Annotated in this window: 15 protein-coding genes; 3 read left to right on the forward strand and 12 right to left on the reverse strand. The window is 41.8% G+C overall.

The genetic code is table 11. The features are described from left to right. From FJU10_RS00870 to trxB, 4 genes are all read right to left on the reverse strand, one after another. Complete coding sequence (locus FJU10_RS00870) at positions 1-1,251, reverse strand: homoserine dehydrogenase (protein WP_140964896.1); 1,251 nt, start codon at positions 1,249-1,251, stop codon at positions 1-3. A 116-nt stretch (positions 1,252-1,367) separates the two neighbouring features. After that, positions 1,368-1,661: an ArsR/SmtB family transcription factor gene (locus FJU10_RS00875; protein ID WP_005225828.1), complete on the reverse strand. Its 294-nt coding sequence runs from the start codon at positions 1,659-1,661 to the stop codon at positions 1,368-1,370. Between the two features lie 243 nt (positions 1,662-1,904). Further along, positions 1,905-3,632 carry a phospho-sugar mutase gene (locus FJU10_RS00880; RefSeq protein ID WP_140964898.1) on the reverse strand — a complete coding sequence of 576 codons (1,728 nt, stop codon included), beginning with the start codon at positions 3,630-3,632 and terminating at the stop codon, positions 1,905-1,907. Between the two features lie 147 nt (positions 3,633-3,779). Further along, positions 3,780-4,712 (reverse strand): thioredoxin-disulfide reductase, encoded by a 933-nt coding sequence (gene trxB, locus FJU10_RS00885; RefSeq protein WP_077454294.1) that lies wholly within the window; start codon positions 4,710-4,712, stop codon positions 3,780-3,782. 185 nt (positions 4,713-4,897) lie between these two features. Here trxB and FJU10_RS00890 point away from each other — a divergent pair, with 185 nt between their 5' ends. Further along, a complete protein-coding gene (locus FJU10_RS00890; RefSeq protein WP_140964900.1) occupies positions 4,898-6,283 on the forward strand; it encodes an MATE family efflux transporter in 1,386 nt (461 codons plus the stop codon). Positions 6,284-6,436: 153 nt separating this feature from the next. Beyond that, positions 6,437-6,907, forward strand: coding sequence for a glutathione peroxidase (locus FJU10_RS00895; protein WP_077454296.1), 471 nt, complete (start codon positions 6,437-6,439; stop codon positions 6,905-6,907). A 232-nt stretch (positions 6,908-7,139) separates the two neighbouring features. On the opposite strand, the gene FJU10_RS00900 is transcribed toward FJU10_RS00895, so the two are convergent. Further along, complete coding sequence (locus tag FJU10_RS00900) at positions 7,140-8,573, reverse strand: 6-phospho-beta-glucosidase (RefSeq protein WP_140964902.1); 1,434 nt, start codon at positions 8,571-8,573, stop codon at positions 7,140-7,142. A 20-nt stretch (positions 8,574-8,593) separates the two neighbouring features. Beyond that, entirely contained in the window at positions 8,594-9,985 is a 1,392-nt protein-coding gene (locus tag FJU10_RS00905; RefSeq protein WP_081118099.1) for a 6-phospho-beta-glucosidase, read from the reverse strand. Between the two features lie 260 nt (positions 9,986-10,245). Here FJU10_RS00905 and FJU10_RS00915 point away from each other — a divergent pair, with 260 nt between their 5' ends. Continuing rightward, positions 10,246-11,166, forward strand: coding sequence for a MurR/RpiR family transcriptional regulator (locus tag FJU10_RS00915; protein WP_140964904.1), 921 nt, complete (start codon positions 10,246-10,248; stop codon positions 11,164-11,166). Positions 11,167-11,244: 78 nt separating this feature from the next. Here FJU10_RS00915 and FJU10_RS00920 read toward each other — a convergent pair whose 3' ends face one another. The 6 genes from FJU10_RS00920 to FJU10_RS00945 form a co-directional block, all read right to left on the reverse strand. Beyond that, positions 11,245-13,164: a beta-glucoside-specific PTS transporter subunit IIABC gene (locus FJU10_RS00920; RefSeq protein ID WP_081118097.1), complete on the reverse strand. Its 1,920-nt coding sequence runs from the start codon at positions 13,162-13,164 to the stop codon at positions 11,245-11,247. A gap of 201 nt (positions 13,165-13,365) precedes the next feature. Further along, a complete protein-coding gene (licT, locus tag FJU10_RS00925) occupies positions 13,366-14,208 on the reverse strand; it encodes a BglG family transcription antiterminator LicT (protein WP_140964905.1) in 843 nt (280 codons plus the stop codon). A 415-nt stretch (positions 14,209-14,623) separates the two neighbouring features. After that, entirely contained in the window at positions 14,624-15,733 is a 1,110-nt protein-coding gene (locus FJU10_RS00930; protein WP_086292198.1) for a LacI family DNA-binding transcriptional regulator, read from the reverse strand. A 137-nt stretch (positions 15,734-15,870) separates the two neighbouring features. Beyond that, complete coding sequence (locus FJU10_RS00935) at positions 15,871-16,584, reverse strand: hypothetical protein (protein WP_223272938.1); 714 nt, start codon at positions 16,582-16,584, stop codon at positions 15,871-15,873. 17 nt (positions 16,585-16,601) lie between these two features. Continuing rightward, complete coding sequence (locus FJU10_RS00940) at positions 16,602-18,731, reverse strand: hydantoinase/oxoprolinase family protein (RefSeq protein WP_140964909.1); 2,130 nt, start codon at positions 18,729-18,731, stop codon at positions 16,602-16,604. 62 nt (positions 18,732-18,793) lie between these two features. Next, positions 18,794-20,146, reverse strand: a complete 1,353-nt coding sequence (locus FJU10_RS00945) for an SLC13 family permease (protein WP_086292195.1) — start codon at positions 20,144-20,146, stop codon at positions 18,794-18,796. Positions 20,147-20,448: the final 302 nt, after the last annotated feature.

Here is a 20,448-nt window from a genome sequence, read left to right on the forward strand (position 1 = left end):
CTATTCCTCCATCACTTTCATTATTTGAATGCTTTGTGCATCGGTATAAGTTGCGAGTTTTTCTGCTAGCTCATTTTCGCTCATTGAATTGGTGATTCCAACAATTCGTTGGTCTGCTTCGTTGAACACCGTTTGCTCAAACGCAAACCATTCTGGAAGAGCGTTCGCTTTGATCTCTTGACTTGAAAACGACACATAATGCCGGCTGGGAACTTCTCGGACAGCAGCTAATGCTGTTTCTCTTTCAAAGGTTAGAAATGGTTCCACGATCCCATAGCTTTTATTTTTTGCTAGCACGGTTAAATCCGCAACCACGCTGGTGGCCGTCGGTCGCGATCCTGCTCCTGGTCCATAAACCATTGATTGATCAATGCCTTCGCTCTCGATAAAAATACCATTAAACTCGTTTTGGATCGTCGCTAACGCATGGTTTTTCGGTACTAATACAGGTCCAACTGACACAGTAAGGGAACCGTCAACTGTCTTTTGAGCTGCGCCGATCAACTTCACTTCATAACCAAAGGCTTGCGCCTGCTTAATATCTGCCACAGCTAATCCGCGGATGCCTTTCGTTGCAACATCATCAATGCTGATCGTTTTCCCAAAGGCAAATTTCGTCAAAATCACCATTTTGTAAGCAGCATCAATGCCATCGACATCATTGGTAGGGTCTGATTCCGCAAAGCCTTTCGCTTGAGCTTGCGACAAAGCATCTTCATAGGTCAGGCCATCTTCCGTCATTTTCGTCAACATGTAATTGGTCGTCCCATTGACGATACCAAAAATTCCTGTGATGGTATCAGGTAGATAGTGGGTGCTCAATGTGCGCAAAATCGGAATGCCGCCACCTACACTGGCTTCATAATAAAGAGAAACACCGGCTTTTTCAGCAATTGCCAGCAGTTCAGGTCCATGGGTGGCAATCAAATCTTTATTTGCCGTCACAACATGCTTTTTATTTTCTAAAGCAGCTGAAATAAACGCTTTTGCCGGATCGATCTTCCCGATCAATTCCACAATTACGTCGATGGTCTCATCTTCAAACAACTCATTTGCCTCATTCGTCAAAGCAAACCCATACTTAGCTGCTAACGCAGACTTATCCTCATAAGGCGAAGCTAGTGCTTTCGTGATTTGCACATTGACTCCTGTCCGTGCCAGAATGGCTTCTTTTTGTTCCGCCAGCACTTGACAGACTCCACTGCCGACAACACCCATTCCTAATAATCCAATGTTTAATCGCTTACCCATAATGCCCCCTAACTGAAAACGTTATTAAAAACCGTTCATCTAATTTTAATATTTCCACTAGCATACCAAAAACAATAAGAAAAAACTAGGACTTTTGAGAAATTCTCGCCCTAGTTTTAACGATGATGGATATGTTCAAATGTTTTTTGCAAAATATCCACAACATGTTTGTCATCGAGACTATAAAGAATCGTTTTTCCTTGTCTCTCTGACTTTACGATCCGATTATCTTTCAAAAGTTTCAACTGATGAGAAACTGCTGATTGTTCCATATGTACTTGTTCCGCAATCGAAGTGACGTTGCGTTCACCTTCTTGAAGGGACAACAAAATTTTTAGTCTGGTGGGATCACTAAGCATCTTAAAAATCTGTGTTACTTGCTGAATTTCCTCTAATTTCGGCGTAGTCATCGCGCCACATCCTCTCTTATTTCCTTTTGCATTTTAGCCCTTGGTTGACGGCTTGTCAATCCACCTTTGATGAGCAAGGGAAAGAAAATAGATAAAAGACACGAATAGATCCAAGTGTCAGAAAATTTCTTCTCGAAGCTTTGATTCCTCAACAGCGAGGTGCTGAGGAATCGAAGCTTCGTTTCTACCACTCGGATCATTCAGTCAGTTGCAATTTCTTGGTATTGGAGACATCAGGTAGTTTTATTCCCCAGTGATCTCTTCGATGGCTGCTTGCAGATCAGCAATTTTTTGTTCTGCCTCTTCTGCCGATTCGCCTTTCACACCAATATAAAACTTGATTTTCGGTTCAGTTCCAGAAGGACGCACAGCAATCCAGCTTTCATCTTCTAATGTGTATTTCAAAACATCAGAAGGCGGTGTCGTCATTTTTTGCAGGTGTCCATCTAAGCCCACACGAGTCAACAGTTTAAAGTCTTCTGTTTGAACGACAGGAGTTCCTGCGAAAACAGAAGGAGCTTTTTCACGGAAAGTCTTCATCAAGGCAGCAATCTTAGTTGCCCCCTCCATACCGCTCATCGTTACTGAAATGGTTTTTTCTGCGTAATAACCATATTCTTCAAAAATATCTTGCAGACCATCATAAAGGGTTTTGTCTGATTGTTTGTAAAAAGCCGCCACTTCTGCTAATAAAACGAGCGCTTGGATCGCGTCCTTGTCCCGTACAAATGGTTTCACTAAGTAACCATAACTTTCTTCAAAACCAAACATGAAGGTTTGCGAATGATCTTTTTCAAATTGTTGGATTTTTTCGGCGATGAATTTAAAGCCGGTCAAAACATTGATCATATCCACATTGTAAGATTTGGCGATCGCTGTTGGCAATTCACTAGAAACGATCGATTTTAAGACTGCTGCATTTTCAGGCAAGGTTCCTGCTGTTTTATGAGCTTCTAGAATATAACGGATCATCAATGCGCCTAATTGGTTTCCAGTCAATACTTGGTAATTGCCATCTGGCATTCTTACTGCAGCCCCCAAGCGATCGGCATCTGGGTCCGTGGCGATCAATAGGTCCGCTCCTTCTTTTTCTCCTAAAGCAATCGCATATTCAAAGGCAGAGTGCTCTTCTGGATTTGGTGATTTTACTGTACTGAAATTTGGATCAGCAACCGCTTGAGAAGGTTCAATAATGAATTGTTGGAAACCAGCTTGTTTCAATGCTTTCTCACCAAGCATCCGTCCCGTTCCATGAAGTGGTGTATAGACAAGTTTCAAATCTTTGCCCACCGTATCGATCAATTCTTGATCGATCGTGACTTCTTTGATCTCTTTCAGATAGGCAGTGTCGATCTCTTCGCCAATAATAGAGATCAAGCCGCTGTTTTTGGCTTCTTCTTCACTTAATACAGGGATCTCCAATGGATTTTCAATTTCTCGAACGAATTTGGTCAATGCATCCGCATCTGCAGGTGGCATTTGTCCACCATCTTCCCCATATACTTTGTAGCCATTGTATTCGGCTGGATTGTGAGAAGCAGTGATCATGATTCCGGTGAAAGTTTTTAGGTAACGCACAGCAAAAGATAATTCTGGCGTCGGACGTAAGCTTTCAAAGACGAAGGCTGGAATATCATGCTTTGCCAATGTTTTCGCTGCTTCCATCGCAAACTCAGGTGAAAAATGACGGGAATCATAGGCGATCGCTACGCCACGACGTCTTGTTTCAGGATCTTGTGTATCCATAAAGCGAGCCAATCCTTCGGTTGCTTGACGAATCGTATAAATGTTCATCCGGTTGATCCCAGGCCCTAAAATCCCTCGCATACCGGCAGTCCCAAATTCCAAAGGCATATAAAAAGCGTCTTCTAGCATCGCAGGATCTGCTTCTAATGCGGTCAATTGTTCTTTTAATTGTGGATCTAAGTGTTCACTGTTTTTCCATTGATTAAATGTTTGTTCCCATGCCATAAAATAACCTCTCCTTTTTCCGTTAAAATGCTCTAAAATTAGTATAACACTACTTACAGATTTCTCAAAGAATAACCAAACGAAAAATAAAAACAGCTGCTATCAAAAGTGATTGACACTTTAAAAATAACAGCTGATTCCATTAGGTTATTTCGTTAATTGAGCATCTTTTTGTGTTTCAATAAAATCAAACACTTGTTGACCAGCAATACTGCCATCGCCGACTGCCGTCGTGATTTGACGCAAGCCTTTTTCACGAACATCGCCAACCGCGTAAACACCAGGAATGGAAGTTTCCATCTGATCATTTGTTAAGATCCAGCCAGCATCATTCGTGATACCGCTGGCTTTGAATGGCTCTGTCAACGGATCTAAACCAACATAGATAAAGACACCGCCAGCAGCTTCTTCTGTCACTTCATCCGTTTTTACGTTTCTGATTTGCACGCCAGTTACGACCATCTCATTGCCTTTGATTTCCTCCACAACAGAATCCCAAATAAAAGAGATTTTCTCGTTGGCAAATGCGCGGTCTTGGATGATTTTTTGTGCTCGTAATTCGTCACGACGGTGAACGATCGTTACTTCAGAAGCAAATTGTGTTAAGTAGATAGCTTCTTCAACTGCCGAGTCGCCTCCGCCAACAACAATCAAGCGTTTGTTACGGAAAAAGGCACCGTCACAAACCGCACAGTATGAAACACCGCGTCCAGCGAATTCTTCTTCGCCTTTGACGCCTAACTTTCTATGTACACACCCTGTGGCAATAATGACTGTTTTTCCTTGATAAGTTTTGTCTTCGGTCACAACTTCTTTAAACTCACCTTGGTCAGTGATGTTTTGAACGATTCCATAGGCATTTTCAACACCAAATTTTATGGCACCTTCATACATCTTGAATGCTAGTTCAGGGCCTAAGATAGACTCGTATCCTGGGTAGTTTTCAACTTCAGCCGTATTATTCATTTGACCGCCAGGTGCGCCTCGTTCAATCATTAGTACTGATAAATTCGATCTTGACGCATAAAGCGCTGCTGTCATCCCCGCAGGGCCTGCGCCGATGATAATTACATCATACATATATTTCCCTCCAATTTGGACTACCCATACTTTACTTTCAAAAGCAAATTCTTTCAACTCATCTGCTTACAAAAAATAATAAGATATTCCTGCTTTTACTTTTGAAAATTACATTGACTTTCTTTTCAATTTTTGTAAAATTTTCACGATACGTCTATTATATAGAAAATAAGGAGTCCTTACAATTGAATAAGAAAAAACTTTTAGGAAAATCAGATCGCGAACTGCTTTTCCTCAGCTGGCCGATTTTTGTTGAGTTATTTTTGCGGGTCGTTATTGGGAATATCAACGTTTGGATGATTTCTCATTACTCCGAGCCAGCAGTAGCGGCTGTCAGTGCCGCCAATCAACTGTTAAATTTAACGGTCTTTATTTACGGTTTCATAACCGTGGGTACTCAGATCATTATCGCCCAATTAATTGGTGCAAAAAAACGGGACCAGATCCCGAAAGTCATCAATACCGCTCTTTTTGGCTCATTATTCATTGGAATTTTAATCAGCTTAATGTTCCTTTTTGGCTCAACCTATCTCTTGCGTTTCATGGGACTGGATGCTGAATTAGTTGCCCTCGGGCATGGGTACTTACAAGTATATGGCGGAAGTCTGTTCCTTTCCTCGATCACGGCGGTCATAATTGCTGTCATGCGTAGCCACAGTTTCACAAAACCTGCGTTATTGGTACCGATGTTTGCTAGTATTCTAGCCGTGATTGGGAATTATTTTGTCTTATACAGCCCCTTCGGATTGCCGAATTTCGGTGTGACTGGATTGGCATTTTCTAGCGTCTTTGGTAATTCGATCGGTTTAGTAATTGCCGCAGTACTACTGAAGAAGCACGTGAATTTTTCTGTTTTGTCTGCCCGTTTTTCGAACGTCTCTTGGGGTGTGATGAAAAACATTTTGACTTACGGATTGCCTTCTTCTGGCGAATCTCTTTCCTATCAAGGTGCGCAAGTCGTGGTGACGATGATTGTGGCTCAACTTGGTGCAAGTGTCTTGATTGCAAAATCTTACGTAACAGCTATCACCCAATTTGTTTATTTGATTGCCTCCGCATTGAGTCAAGGGAATCAAATCATGATTGGCCGCAATGTCGGTGCTGGAGAATTCGATCGCGCGCATCAGCGAGGCATGCGCACGATGGTGATCGGGATCATTGCCTCAGTGACGATCTGTCTATTGACTTACTTGTTTATTGAGCCAATCATGGGAATCTTTACCTCCAACGCGGAAGTGATCGAGATTGCTAAAGGTGTCTTTTTGGTAGAGATCGTCTTAGAAACAGCTCGTGCAGTCAATATGATCCTTGTGGGTTCCTTGAATGCAAGTGGCGACGTGAAGTTCCCATTGATCTGCAGTCTGGTTGTTCTATGGGTCATCAGCTTACCGTTTTCTTACTCATTGGCCATCGTCTTTAAATTCGGTTTGATCGGCGTTTGGATCGCTTATGCCATTGACGAAGCACTCCGCAGTATCTTAATGATCTATCGCTGGCATTCTGGTGTCTGGAAAACCAAAGCTGTCGTTCATCCCCAAGAAGCCGAACCAGAAGTCTTACCGGAAGCATAATTAAAGTCCAGCGGTCTCGGTGACTGCTGGACTTTTTTGTTTTCCATAAAAAATAAGATACGCCAAGAAGTTTGCTTGGTTTTTTTGAAGACTTTGCTCTATACTTGTCTCAGAAGCTATCGACTATGATTTACATTAAAAGGAGCGTTTGCTATGTCAATCTATGACTACCAAGCAACATTAGAAAACGGCGAAACCTATTCGCTAGCAAAATACGAAGGTCAACCGCTAGTGATTGTCAATACAGCTACGAAGTGCGGTTTGAGTCCGCAGTTCAAAGAATTACAAGGTCTTTATGAAACCTATAAAGACCAAGGGTTGGTCGTTTTAGGATTTCCTTCTGACCAGTTCAAACAAGAAGTCGGTTCAGCCGAAGAAGCCGCAGCCGCTTGCCGAACCACCTATGGTGTTGATTTTCCGATGCACAAGTTAACGGTGATCAATGGCAAAGACGCGGATCCCTTGTTTCGCTATTTGGAAGAAGAAGCACCGGGCACGCTAGGCAAAGCCATTAAATGGAATTTCACGAAATTTTTGGTGGATCGCCAAGGCAGAGTCGTTGAGCGTTTTGCTCCACAAACCAATCCTCAAAAAATGATTCCTGAAATTGAAAAAGTTCTTTAAAAAATTGATAAAGGCGACCTTAAGGGCAAAATATGTCATCCTTAAGGTCGCCGTTTTGTAATTGCTGCAACGCAAACATTTTACAACACTCTCATTGTTGGTTATCAAAAATATTTGAGCCTCCATTTCTTCTTAAAGAAGCCATTCGTTACAAAAGTTTTTAAAAAGACTTAAAAAAACTGCCGTTGATCTCCTTAGATTTCTCTAAGAGATCAACGGCAGCTTCTTTTGATTAGTTATTCGACAAATCTTCACCGTTTGAAGCAATCACTTGTTTGTACCAATCAAATGATTTTTTCTTTGTTCGTTTCAAGGTGCCGTTTCCTTCATTGTCACGATCCACATAAATGAAACCATAGCGTTTTTTCATTTCACCGGTTCCAGCTGAAACTAAATCGATACAACCCCATGTGGTGTAGCCCAATAAATCGACACCATCTTGTTCAACCGCATCTTTCATTGCTTGAATATGCTCTGCCAAATATTGGATTCGATAGTCATCTTCCACATAACCATCTGCATCCGGTGTATCGACAGCTCCTAAGCCGTTTTCAACGATGAACAATGGTTTTTGGTAGCGATCATAAATGTCATTCATCGTGATCCGCAAACCAAGTGGATCAATTTGCCACCCCCACTCACTTGCTTCCAAGTATGGGTTTTTCACAGAGGCAAAAATATTGCCAGCAGTTTGTTCTAACAATTCAGCGTCCGTTGTTGATACGCGGGAAGAATAGTAAGAGAAAGAAATAAAGTCAACGGTATGAGCTTTCAACAGCTCAAGGTCGCCTTCTTCCATTTTGATTTCGATCCCATTGCGTTCCATTTCTTTCAGCGCATATTGTGGATATTCCCCACGTGATTGAACATCAATAAAGAAATAGTTTTCGCGATCTGCTTTGCGTGACTCCCAGACATCTTCTGGTTTGCTTGTATATGGATAGTATGCGCCAGCAGCTAACATACAACCTACTTTGTTCTCAGGATCGACTTCATGAGCGATTTTCGTTGCGATCGCAGAGGCCAACAGCTCATGGTGAGCCGCTTGGTATTTCACTTGCTCAACGTTATCGCCTTCTTCAAAGTACAAACCAGCTCCCATAAATGGCGCATGGAGAATCATGTTGATTTCGTTAAAGGTCAACCAGTATTTTACTAATCCTTTGTAGCGGTTGAAAATCACGTTACACAAGTTTTCATAGAATCCGACTAATTCACGGGAACGCCATGCCCCGTATTTTTCAACTAAATGCATTGGACAATCAAAGTGAGTGATCGTTACTAACGGTTCGATCCCATATTTGTGGCATTCTTTGAAAAGATCTTCATAGAATTTCAAGCCGTCTTCATTTGGTTCTGTTTCATCTCCTTTAGGGAAAATCCGACTCCAAGCGATCGACAAGCGGTAGGTTTTAAAGCCCATTTCGCCAAATAATGCGATGTCTTCTTTGTAGCGATGATACATATCGATCGCTTCTTTTGCTGGGTAGAAATGTTCGTCATCAAAATCAAACATTTTCATTTGACCAGTAATCACTGGAAAACGATCCTTGCCGATCGGTACCACGTCTACGTTTGCTAAGCCGCGTCCGCCTTCTTGGTAGCCTCCTTCACATTGATTGGCAGCTGTTGCGCCGCCCCATAAAAAGTCTTCTCTAAATGCCATGTTTCTTTCCTACTTTCTCTTTATTTAACTAGTTCGCGATCAAGTTCGCGGGCTACTTCATCTTGTACTTCGACGCCTTCTTTTTCAAGACGTGCGATTGTTTCCTTAAATTTCGGCAAGTGATCTTTGTGGGCAATAAACAGTTCGTCCATGACACGTTTTGCCGTATCCCCTGATGGAACCAGTGGGTTGATGGTGAAGGCTTGTAATGCGATATTGTAATCCCCAGTCACAGCGGCTTCGATCGTCAATAATTCCATTGCTTTCATTACCTGTAACCAACCTTTTTCAGCTGTCGGTAACTCACCAAAGGCAACATTTCTCGCGCCTTGTCCACCAACGTAAGCGGTCACTTCAACTACGCAATCGGCAGGTAGATCAGGAACGGCGCCTTCATTTTTGGTTGAAACGACGATTTGGGTATTTTTATTGGCATAAATGGAAGCAATCGTTTCACACGCTGCATCTGAGTAGTAAGCACCACCACGTTTTTGCAGCTGTTCTGGTTTATGATCCAATTCAGGATCTTTGTACAACTCAAACAATTCGGCTTCGGTTTGTTTCACTTGCTGTGCGCGTGTACCGACAGTCTTGTACTCTTCGATCGCATGATTCAACATTTCTTCTTGACGATAGTAATAACGGTGATACCCACAAGGGATCATCTTCATTTGTTCCAGCTGTTCTTTGTAAAATGGTACATCAAAGATATTCTTCGGTAAGCCATTGTCTTCTTCATACATTTTATCAATAATGTCCATCGTTACATCGTTGCCGTGTGAATCAGCAACTTTGTGCCAGTGGAAGTGGTTCAATCCTGCAAATTTGTAAATCAATTCATCGGGTTCTTTGCCAATTAAGGCTGGCTCAATCATGGTTGCCATGACTGGCACATTACACAACCCGATGACTTTGTCCCATTTTCCGTAACGCACGATTGCTTCAGTTACCATGCCGCTTGGATTCGCAAAATTGATCAACCAAGCATCTGGACATAAACGTTTCATGTCTTCAACAATTTCAAGAATGATCGGTACCGTACGGAAAGCTTTGAACATTCCCCCAGGGCCATTGGTTTCTTGACCAATCATGCCGTAATAGGCAGGAATTCGTTCATCTTTGATGCGGGCATTCAGCAACCCTACTCGGAATTGAGTCGTAACGAAATCGGCATCCTTTAACGCTTCTTCTCGATCCAACGTCATGTGGATTTTTACATCATAAGGCGTGGCGTCCCACATTCGTTGTGCCATCGCACCTACGATTTCTAATTTCTCTTTTCCTGCTTCGATATCTACTAGCCAAATTTCACGAATCGGCAATTCTTCATAGCGTTTGATAAAGCCTTCCATTAACTCCGGGGTATAGCTGCTGCCGCCACCAATGGTTGCAATTTTAATTCCTTTTGTCATTGTATTGCTCCTTTGCTATTTTATTTACATTTTTATTATCATTCATAAAAACATTTGATTCAATGTAAATAGCTTATTTAGAAAAAGCGTTTGCAAATCTCGCTTCTTCTAGCAGGTGTTTTGTAAAAAAGATTTACAAAGAGCATAAAATAAGGAATAATTAGGATATAAACGATTAACCAGGTACTTAATAAAGAAGAAATTCTGTAAAAATCATTTACAAATTATAACGAAAAAATGTAAAAAGGAGTCTACATACCATGTTGCTACAAGAAAAAATGCGCCAAATCAAATTAGCACCAGCGGAACGATCGTTGATCGATTATTTATTAGCCAACCCGACTGCGATGGCGGATCAAACCATCAAGGAATTGTCAGAAAAAACCTACGTTCATCCTTCTACTTTTATTCGGATCGCCAAAAAATTAGCCTTCAATGGTTGGCTCGATTTAAAAACGGCCTTTGTGGAAGAGCAAACTTATATGAGCAGCCATTTTACCGATGTGGATGCGAACTTTCCTTTTTCCTCCCATGACGGCATTATGACCATCGCCAAAAAGTTGGCAAAGCTTGAACAAACAACGATTGAAGATACACTTTCCTTGATCCATCATGATGAATTACAAAAAGCGAAACAATCGTTGCTCAATGCCAACCATATCAAGATCTTCGCCAGTAATGCCAATACATTGATTTCTCAAGACTTTGTTTTGAAGATGCGACGTTTAGGAAAAAACATCCACGTCTGCGATACCTTCGGCGAAAGTGCCTATGAGGCTTCCAACTGTACCTCCGATACGACTGCGATTTTGATCTCTTATACTGGCGAAAATAAAATGGTCAAAGAAATTGGTAAGATCCTTGCCGAACGGCAGGTTTCCATCATTGGCATGACGAGTATCGGGGAGAACTCCTTGGCAAAATTAAGTAATTGTGTTTTGAATATCACGACAAGAGAAAGGCTCTACTCAAAGATCGCCAACTTTACGATCAATACATCGGTTTGCTACTTGCTGGATTTGTTGTATGCAGTCGTTTTTTCGGAGCATTATGAAAAAAACTTGCAGCATTTGATCGATATTGGCATGGCTTACGACAAGCGCCCTACATCATCAACGATTATTGCTGAACCAACCTACGATAAAAATCTTCATTATAAAGACTCACTGTTTCCCAATTAAATGAATATCAAAAAGCGATCGCGCTTTCACGACCGATCGCTTTTATCTCTATATAGCTGTTTTGTAGGTAAACATTTTCTAAACTAAAGCCGTGATCAAATCATCGGAACAGCCAACTTCTCGTTTGTCAGACTCGATGATATCCAAATAATCGGCGGAGTTGGTAACTAATACTGGCGTCTCAATATTGAATCCAGCTTTGATCAACGCATCTTTATCAAAGCTGATCAGTTTTTGCCCACGAGTGACTTTATCTCCTTGCTTCACATGCGCTTCAAAGAATTCGCCATTTAACTGAACCGTATCCAAACCAATATGAATCAATAGCTCTAAACCGTTATCAGAAATCAAGCCAATGGCATGTTTCGTTGGGAACAAGGTCATTACTGTGCCATCAAAAGGAGCCACAACTTCACCTTTTGAAGGGTGGATCAAGATGCCTTTCCCTAGCACTCCTTGAGCAAAGGCTTCATCTTTTGCGCTGCTTAATGGTGCGATGGTTCCTTCCACTGGAGAAGTGATTACTTCTTTCCGAACGGTCATAGCTGGTTGTCCTTCTGCGATCTCTTCTTCCACTGCATCATCTTTCCAGAAAGCCATCGTCAAACCAAAGCCAATCGCTGCAGCGATCAAGATTCCGAAGACAGAGAACCACATGCCACTAGCGTCGCCTTCTGGAGTGATATAGTTGAAAATGCCAAAGACCCCTAACCCACCAGAGGTGTAGCTCGTTGTACCATTAATCATCAAGAAGGCACCTGCGACCGCACCACCAATCATTGAAAAGAAGAACGGCATTTTTTTCGGTAACGTGATCCCATAAATTGCTGGTTCTGTTACACCAAAAAGTCCTGAAATAATGGCTGGCGGACATAGAGCTTTTAGTTTCTTATCTTTCAGTTTAAAGTACATCGCCATCACAACTGCTGTTTGAGCAAAGCTGGCGCCAAATGATGCTACTAAAATCTGACTGTATCCTAGTTGTGTCACTTGCATAATGTGTAGCGGAACAACTGACCAATGCAAGCCGAAAATAACCAAGACTTGCCAGAAGAAGCCTAATAACAAACCATAAATCGCTGGAGAGAAGTCCATCAACGCTTCAAATCCTGAGCTCAAAAGATCCGTCAACATACTGATCACAGGTCCAATCACCAAAAAACCAATTGGCAATGCAATCAATAAAACCAAGAAAGGCACTAAGAACGTTTGGACAACAGACGGAATGATTTTTTTCGCAAATTTTTGAACTTGCGCAGCAAAGGCAATGATAAAGATGACCGGCACCACACTGCTAGTATACGTTGCGCCAACCCACGGAATTCCTAAAAACGTTTCGTACGCAGGCAAGCCTAACAAGCTATACGGTGCAGCAGCTCCCTCGCCAGCTCCGGCAACAAACGCTGCTTGCAAGGCTGATCCTTGAATTGTTGGGTAACAAAGCGCTGACCCGATCACGATTCCTACCATTGGATTTAAGCGAAACTTTTTCGCTGACGTATACCCTAAAATCACCGGCATAAACATGAAGATCGAATCGCCGATCGCATTGAACATCACATAGGTACCAGTCGTTGTTGTATAATCGATCAAGCCTGTTGTACCAATAAAAAGTAACAGTGCATTTAGACCTTTGATCATCCCTGCCGCACACAAAGCCCCTAAGAAGGGTTGGAAGCAGCCGCTCAAAATATCGATCAAACGATCAAACAAGTTGCCACCTGAAGCTGTTTCTTCAGCATCACCACTGATTCCTGCAACATCGATCACTTCTGCATAGACATCTGGCACATGGTTTCCGATAACCACCTGGTATTGACCGCCACTCTTCATGACCGTCACGACACCATCCATGTTCTTTAAGACTTCATCATTTGCGATGCCTTCATCCTTTAATTTGAAACGTAGGCGTGTGATACAATGTGTCAAGCTATTGATGTTCTCTTTCCCACCGACATTTGCGACGATTTTTTCTGCTAATTCACGGTATTTTCCCATTTTTGATTCCTCCAATTTTTTTGTATTGAAGGTTTAGCCAACTGAATGTCACTATCCAAAATGTTTTCTTTTTTTGATTTCTTGCTGCATGATCCGATGTCTTGAAGCTGACGTTTAGTAAGAATCATTGCGAAGAAATTCTTCTTTTTCGACATCTTCTGATGAATCAAGAAATCCTTCTCCTTTCTTGTTTTTTTTCAATCAACGATTTTTTTGCACAAGTCTGGCAATATGAATCGTTAAATACAAGCTTTCGTCACTGGACATTTGATACTGATACTGATTTTCTAATAGTTCAGCGATTTTTTGTACGCATTGATACGCATTTCGGTATTTCACTTTGACCATAGCCAAAAGATCTTCATCGGTTTCATCCGCATGAGGGGTATGGTTTTGCATTCTTGAGACAAAAAGCTTCAGATGCGTGGTGAAGCGATAAAAATAAACGGATTCTTCATCAAAGGTTGTTTTAAAAAAATATTTAACAATGTTAATGATGTCTTGCATCGTTTGGGTTAGTTCCGCCACATTTCCTTGGTCACCATTCTCGGTTTGTGCATTGACCAGATGCAGAGCAATAAAGCCAGCTTCGTCATCTGGTAGCTGAATCCCGTACTGTTCTTTGATTTTTTCTACTGTTTTGCAGCCTATTTGGTACTCATCGGGGAAAAAACGCTTGATATCCCACAATAAGACATTTTTGACCGTCATTCCTTTTTTTGATCGTTCAATGGCACAGTGCATGTGATCCGTCAATGAGATGTAAATGGAATCATTGATTGGGGAAGACAATTCTCGCCGAGCATACTCAATGATCTCATTGGATAATTCAAGATATTCCAGTGGTAAGTCAGCAAGCAGCTCTTGAAATTGAGATAAGATCGTCTGATTTTCTAAGCGATACACTTTATCGATCGCTTCTGAAGAAATGTCATCCCCCACTTTTTTCTTAAAGGCAATCCCCCGCCCCATAACAATAATCTCGTTTTGACTTTGATCGGTAGTGATCACAACATTATTGTTTAACACTTTACTGATTTTCATGTCCTACCCCCACTTACTTTATCATTGCGGATATGGTTCATTGCTTATCTTTATTGCTGAGCCAACAGTCAACACAGAAAAAACCTCATGAAAGCAGCGCAAATACCGCAGCTTCATCAGGTTTAGCTTGTTAAAAATCAACAATCACTATCCATTAGAACCAGTTTTATTATCTTTATCATAGCAAAGGTAGAAAGCGCTGTCAATCGTTGTTCGTTATTTTTACCGACACCTAATACAAATCTATTGATCGTTTCTTAAAAACACCAGCGATCAATTTTTATTCGTTCTTATCTTAGATAAAGACAAAACCCTCAGCGAAAGAAAAAAAACCGCTCCCCAAAGATTTGACTGGTCAGTCTAATAATGGGGAGTCGGCTATGGTATCATTTGCTTCTTGTTTTTACAAAAAAAACTAATCATCTTGTTTACGATAATTTTTTTTGATGTAGGGCTGATTTTCTTGGTTCATACGGATAACGATTTTATCAAAACTATTGTCACTCACTTGTGTCGAACCACTCATTTTGATTTTTGGCTGTACTTCGATCACCTTTGGCTTATACTGCATTTTCCCTTTTGAGATCCGCTTGACTAAAAGTTCAGCAGCTTGTGAACCAATCTCATACGACGGTTTTTCAATCACAGACATTTCATGATGATAAAGTTTGTTCCAGCCTAAATCATCATAGCCCCCGATCGCAACATCTTCTGGAATCCGTAAGCCCAAGCTATAGATCACATGGATCAACGCAAACATCAACTCACTGTTTTCAGCTAATATTGCTAAACGATAGCCTTGATTTTTTTTCAACAATTCGTTTAGTGATTCCTTACACGCGTCAAATGCCGCTTGTGTTTCTTCGATCTCAAATGCTAGTTGTTCAGGATTTCTAACTGCGATTTTAGAACTTTCCAGAAAAAGAGCAAGCTTTTTCTTCCGACTAGGCGTTATGAGCGGTGGTGTAAAGTAAGCGACTCGATCAAAGCCTTCTGAATAAATACGTTGAATCATCTCGGCCGTCGCTTTTTCATTATCAACGATGACTGTATCAATCATCAATTCTTCGATCGTGCAATCAGCCAGCACGATCTTGACCTTTTGCTCAGTCAAGCTTTTCACGAATGCTTCGTCCTGATTCGACGACAGAATCAGCCCTTCCACTTGACGGTCGATCAACGCTTGAATTTGATCCTGCTGAGAAATATTTTTGTGATCGGTTTCAACAAGAATCACCTGAAAAGATTTTCGTATACAATAATCATTGACACCTCGAACTAAAGCTGCTACTTCCGGGATCATGATATTGCTGACAACGATGCCGATCAATCCCGTTTTATTGTTTTTCAACCCCTGTGCTAGCGCATTTGGACGGTATTCAAGCTCTTCGATCACTTCTTCGATGCGCTTTTTTGTCTCTGCTGACATAAATTCATATTTGCCATTCAAATATCTAGAAACGGTGGTTTTTGAAACATTTGCTTTTTCTGACACCATCTTAATGGTGATTTTCTCATTTGCCATTCAATCCACGCCTTGCTTTTTGCTGTTGGTCAATTATATCATGGAACCCTTGAAAAATGAACAAGGACTGATTTCGTTCGACACGGACTGTCCTGACGGGTCGTAAAGAAGCCGCTAAGTGAGCGCTTTTCACAGAACTAGCCCATTGCTTCAATGTGGCGCATTTCTTGCTGCACGACTTCATATATACTTTTTGAAAAGTCGACTTCCAACGGATAAGAAAGCAAAATATCTAACATTTGAGGCACAAAGTCTGTCTCACACAGTTCTTTTGCAAAGGCCATCGCCGCAATTTCCGAAGCACAACCAACCGTTGACCGATGCTCGTAGGAAAAAAAGCGCCACAGTGGAATCGTTTTGGTGACATGGTACATCGTTGCCCCATGTTGCTCTTCTAAATAGTGAAAAATTTCATGGGCGATCAAGACTCCTCGGATAACTTCTGGTTTAGGCAATATTTGCGAAGATTGAGTCAGATCGGTGTAGGCTTCAATGGGTTCAGTGATCAATTCAATGGAGTGCTCCATGATAAACTGCGCAAAGACCATACGAAACTTCGTCGGTTTTCCAGATCTTTCCGTAATCGATAAACCAAGATTATCCGCCAAGTACCAGGCACGATCTGCCTTTCCCTGTTTTTTCAAATCAAACTGGTCGAGCATTTTTTGCGCCCATGTTCTACCACATAAGATGGCTTCTTCAATGATTTCGTTTTTTTCCTCTTCACTCACTTTATTACGCAGCATCTCGCGGGTAAACTCAAATACTCCCCAACTGAATTCGTTGATGGGCATGAGCTGTTCATACCACGTTTCTAACAATGCCAGATCAACCGTATGTTGCTGTTTCAAGAAAAACCTCTGCTTGATCATAGGGAATTCGCCGCCAGAACCATCACTTCTTCATTTGGATCTAAAGTCGACATTTCGATATCGATCAACAACATCAATGCCTCCAAATCGTTAACTGAAAAATCCATCACCCGAGGTCCGGCACAAATATAGAAATCTGGACGCAAAATCACTTCTGTCTGATAGATTGCCAAATCATCCCACAGTTGCTCAACTGCTTGCACATAATTCTCCGCGGTGGTTTTGATAACTTTCCCTGAAGCTCGTTGTACTTTAATAAAGCCTTTTTTATCAAGGATTCGAATTGCCGGATTGTCTCCTGTAGAAACACGGGTTCCAAACACATAAAAATGCGAGCTTTTCTCTAAAAGATCAATTTCGTTGGGAGGTAGCCCCAAATCGCCTGCTGCTAATTCTTGGGCTTCCTCAACGGTTGCCTCTGCTAAAAGATCCGTCGTCTTGACTTCGGTGGAACCAGTCGCAATGGCTGTGACTTTAGACGTTTGAGGATCGATTTCGATAAAGACTTCCACACTTTCTGGCGTAGCCCCACTCTCAATGGCTTTGTTGATAGCCTCTGTTTTGATTGATCGCAAGTCTTCTTTCGAAGGGGAAGGAATAATCCGTTCAACGACATCTCGCACCATCGCTAGGGCGACACCAATTGAGGAAATCACCTCAGCATTCTCCGGAATCGAATATTTTACGCCCATTTTTTCTGACAAGTAGATAATTAATGACGAAGCGCCGCCACCAACTCCTACTAATGAAATTTGGCTTTTTTCCAATTTGTATTTTTCTGCTAAAGCCAAAATGACTGGCTCTAATTTTGCGTAAGAACGCTCCATGATTTGAGTCGCGATATCTTCGATCGTCGTGCCACAATAATCCGCTAATACGCCCATCGCTTTTCGAGCTGCTTCGATATTCCCATAAGAAAAATGTTCCGGTTTGATCAAGCCCAACACGTTAGCTGCACATGAGTTGGTGATGGTTACCCGTTCACCATTATCAAATTTGATTGCAACATAATCTGCGGGATCGCCTTCTTTCGGACTAAAGAATTCAACCTCTCCTCCTGTCCAATTGGTTGGATCAGAGTAGACAGCGTAGTCAAGACCGGCAATATGTGCAGAACGAGGCCCTACATCTACCACTCCATTAGCAGTTGCACGAATCATGGAACCCCCTGCACAGCCCGTGATCCGAACGTCCAAACTGGAAATGTATGTTTCATGTCCACCAACGACAGAATAGTCGATCGCTGGCCGTCCGTTTTTAATGACACCGATATTGGTGGTTGTACCGCCTACTTCAAAATACACGCCATTTGATGCTCGTAAATACATCAGTGAGCCCATTACTGATGCTGCTGGACCCGAAAGCATAGTCAAAACTGGTCGCTTTTTCATCTCAGCAATCTCCATAACCCCACCATCGCCGCGCATGATCATCAAGGGTACATCTACTCCTGACTCCTTCACAGAGACTTCCGTTGAATTTGCGACAGATAACATTTTAGGTAAAATGCTTGCATTGATAGTAGCAGTTCGTGTTCTTCTGGTCAATCCGTAAAGTTTCGTGATATCCGAAGCAACGGTACATGGAATTCCTTTTTCTGTACAAACTTCCATCACTAGATTTTCAGCATCATTATTATCAACTCCAAAAGCCATACTAGCGACGATCACTTCTGATCCTTGCCTCACTAGATCATCGATCATCTCTTCCACACTCGCTTTATTCATTCCTTTGAGTTTTGAGAAGGCATTGATGATCTTAATGGATCGCTGATTCCCTAGGACGATATCGGCAATTTTTAATTGACGCTTTGCCAGAAACCCTTCGAAACCACCACGAGCCATACCGAAAACACCAATGTCAGCCACATCCCCTTCAATCAAAGCGTTCGTGGCTTGGGTGGTTGAATGAGCAACAAAAATCACACTTTTTGGGTCAATATCATTTTCTTTCATACAATTTTGAAAACTCTCGACAACGCCAGCAGCTACCCCCCGTTCATGATCATGGGTGGTCTTCACGCTGGATTTTCCTATGATCTCGTGAGTCAGATTATCGATAGCGACAGCTTTTGTATGGGTACCACCTACATCGATCCCCATTCTAACTTTTCTTAATTCACTCATTTCCACTTTCCTCCTACATCCATAGTTGCATGATTTATTGATTAGCTATGTTCTTTCGTCGACTAGTTATTCAATCCGAACAAAATGAGCGCAATGATACACAGGATCGCACTAGAAAGCCACCCAGCTGGTATCGAAAACTTCATGAAATCTTTCGAACCCACTTTATGATGTCCTAGCCCCCATGCTACCCATGACTGAGTAATATCCAAATGCTGAGGAGCGATCGTGACCACAGCGAAAAGTGGAAAAATGAATGCCAGATCCCAATTTGTGGCAGCTAAGATCACTGCCGCTACTGCTCCTCCTGATCCGACTAAGTTCAAAGGACCACGGAAGAAACCGAGGGGTGCTAAGATGGCAAATAAGATCGCAAGAGCCACGGTACTATGAGGAACTAGACCGCCAACGATTGGTTCAAAGAAAGGAACCGCTAGACTTGCAGCTGAATTAAACATAGCCAGCACTAATAAGAAACCTACCAGGGGCGCAACATCGACAGCGCCATCTGCAAATTGTTTAGCTAACATGCGGCAAATATTCACAAAACCACCTTTTAATTTTCCGCAAGTCAGTAAGGCGTACAAAGCTGCTAGAATAAATGCAGGAATAATAGGAAACTCAGCAAACACTACGAGTAAGACTGGTGCAATCACAGCAACCCAAGAATACCAAGGAGCATCGCCTGAAGTTGCACCAGGTGTGGAAGCCCACGCTTTGACTTTTGATGATTTCGCACGACTTAAAGCAATATTGGCAAAAACCAATGTCACAATTAAGGAAACGACTAGTGCGATCATGCCGAATGTGAAATAGTCGGAAAACCCATATTCCATCATAGATTGACTTCCTTCAGGTTGTAATGCTGCTAAAATACCTTGGTATTGCACAAAATTTGTTACATTGGCAAAAATTCCCGCCATGATGGAACCCATAAAAGCGAATAAAGCGATCGCTGTTGGAATACCCAACGCTTGCAAAATCGGCATAACGATCACTGCGATAGAGATTACAGGACCAATGCCTGTCATGGAAGTGAAACATAAGGCAGTAACAGTACATAAAAGGGTCATGGTGATCCGTGGTTTATCTCCACCAAGCTCAACAACCTTTCGAATAAGCGTTGCAGCGATCCCTGTATCCATCAAAATCCGACCAAAGAAGGAACCGAAGAAAATATTGACCAGAATCGAACTAGCAAAACCGGCGGGTCCTGTTTGATAAATGTTCGTGATCGTATCGACAAAGTTCAAAGCTGTTAAATCCGGACTCAACGCATTGCCAATAAAAGCTAAAACGGTCCAAAGTGTTGCCATAACGAAGAAACCCACCATCAGGTTGAACCCTTTGACGCAGTACCAAACCATTCCTAAGAAAGAAACGATCATTAAAATACCAATTATAATTTCTACCATAAATTTTCCCTCATCTTTCCATTTGAACTATTTTTTTGTTCATACATCGTGCTGCAAGTTTCTACGTTTGCTACTTCCCCTATTCTCGCTGAATGCGACCTTTGTCATGAAAAAAACGGCTAGACTTGTGACCATTCCCCACGTTTTCTTTCCTCCTCTTTTTTGTTAACCGTTTTAGTTAACCGGTTAACAAAGATTTTAAAAAAATAAAACAACGAATGATTTCTCGTGTTTATCCACTCCACTATCTTTGAGCTCTCAATACATTCCTATTCGCCCCCTTTCTCAATGGGGCTACCATT

Source organism: Enterococcus sp. OL5 (assembly GCF_006491895.1).
Lineage (GTDB): Bacteria > Bacillota > Bacilli > Lactobacillales > Enterococcaceae > Enterococcus_D > Enterococcus_D innesii.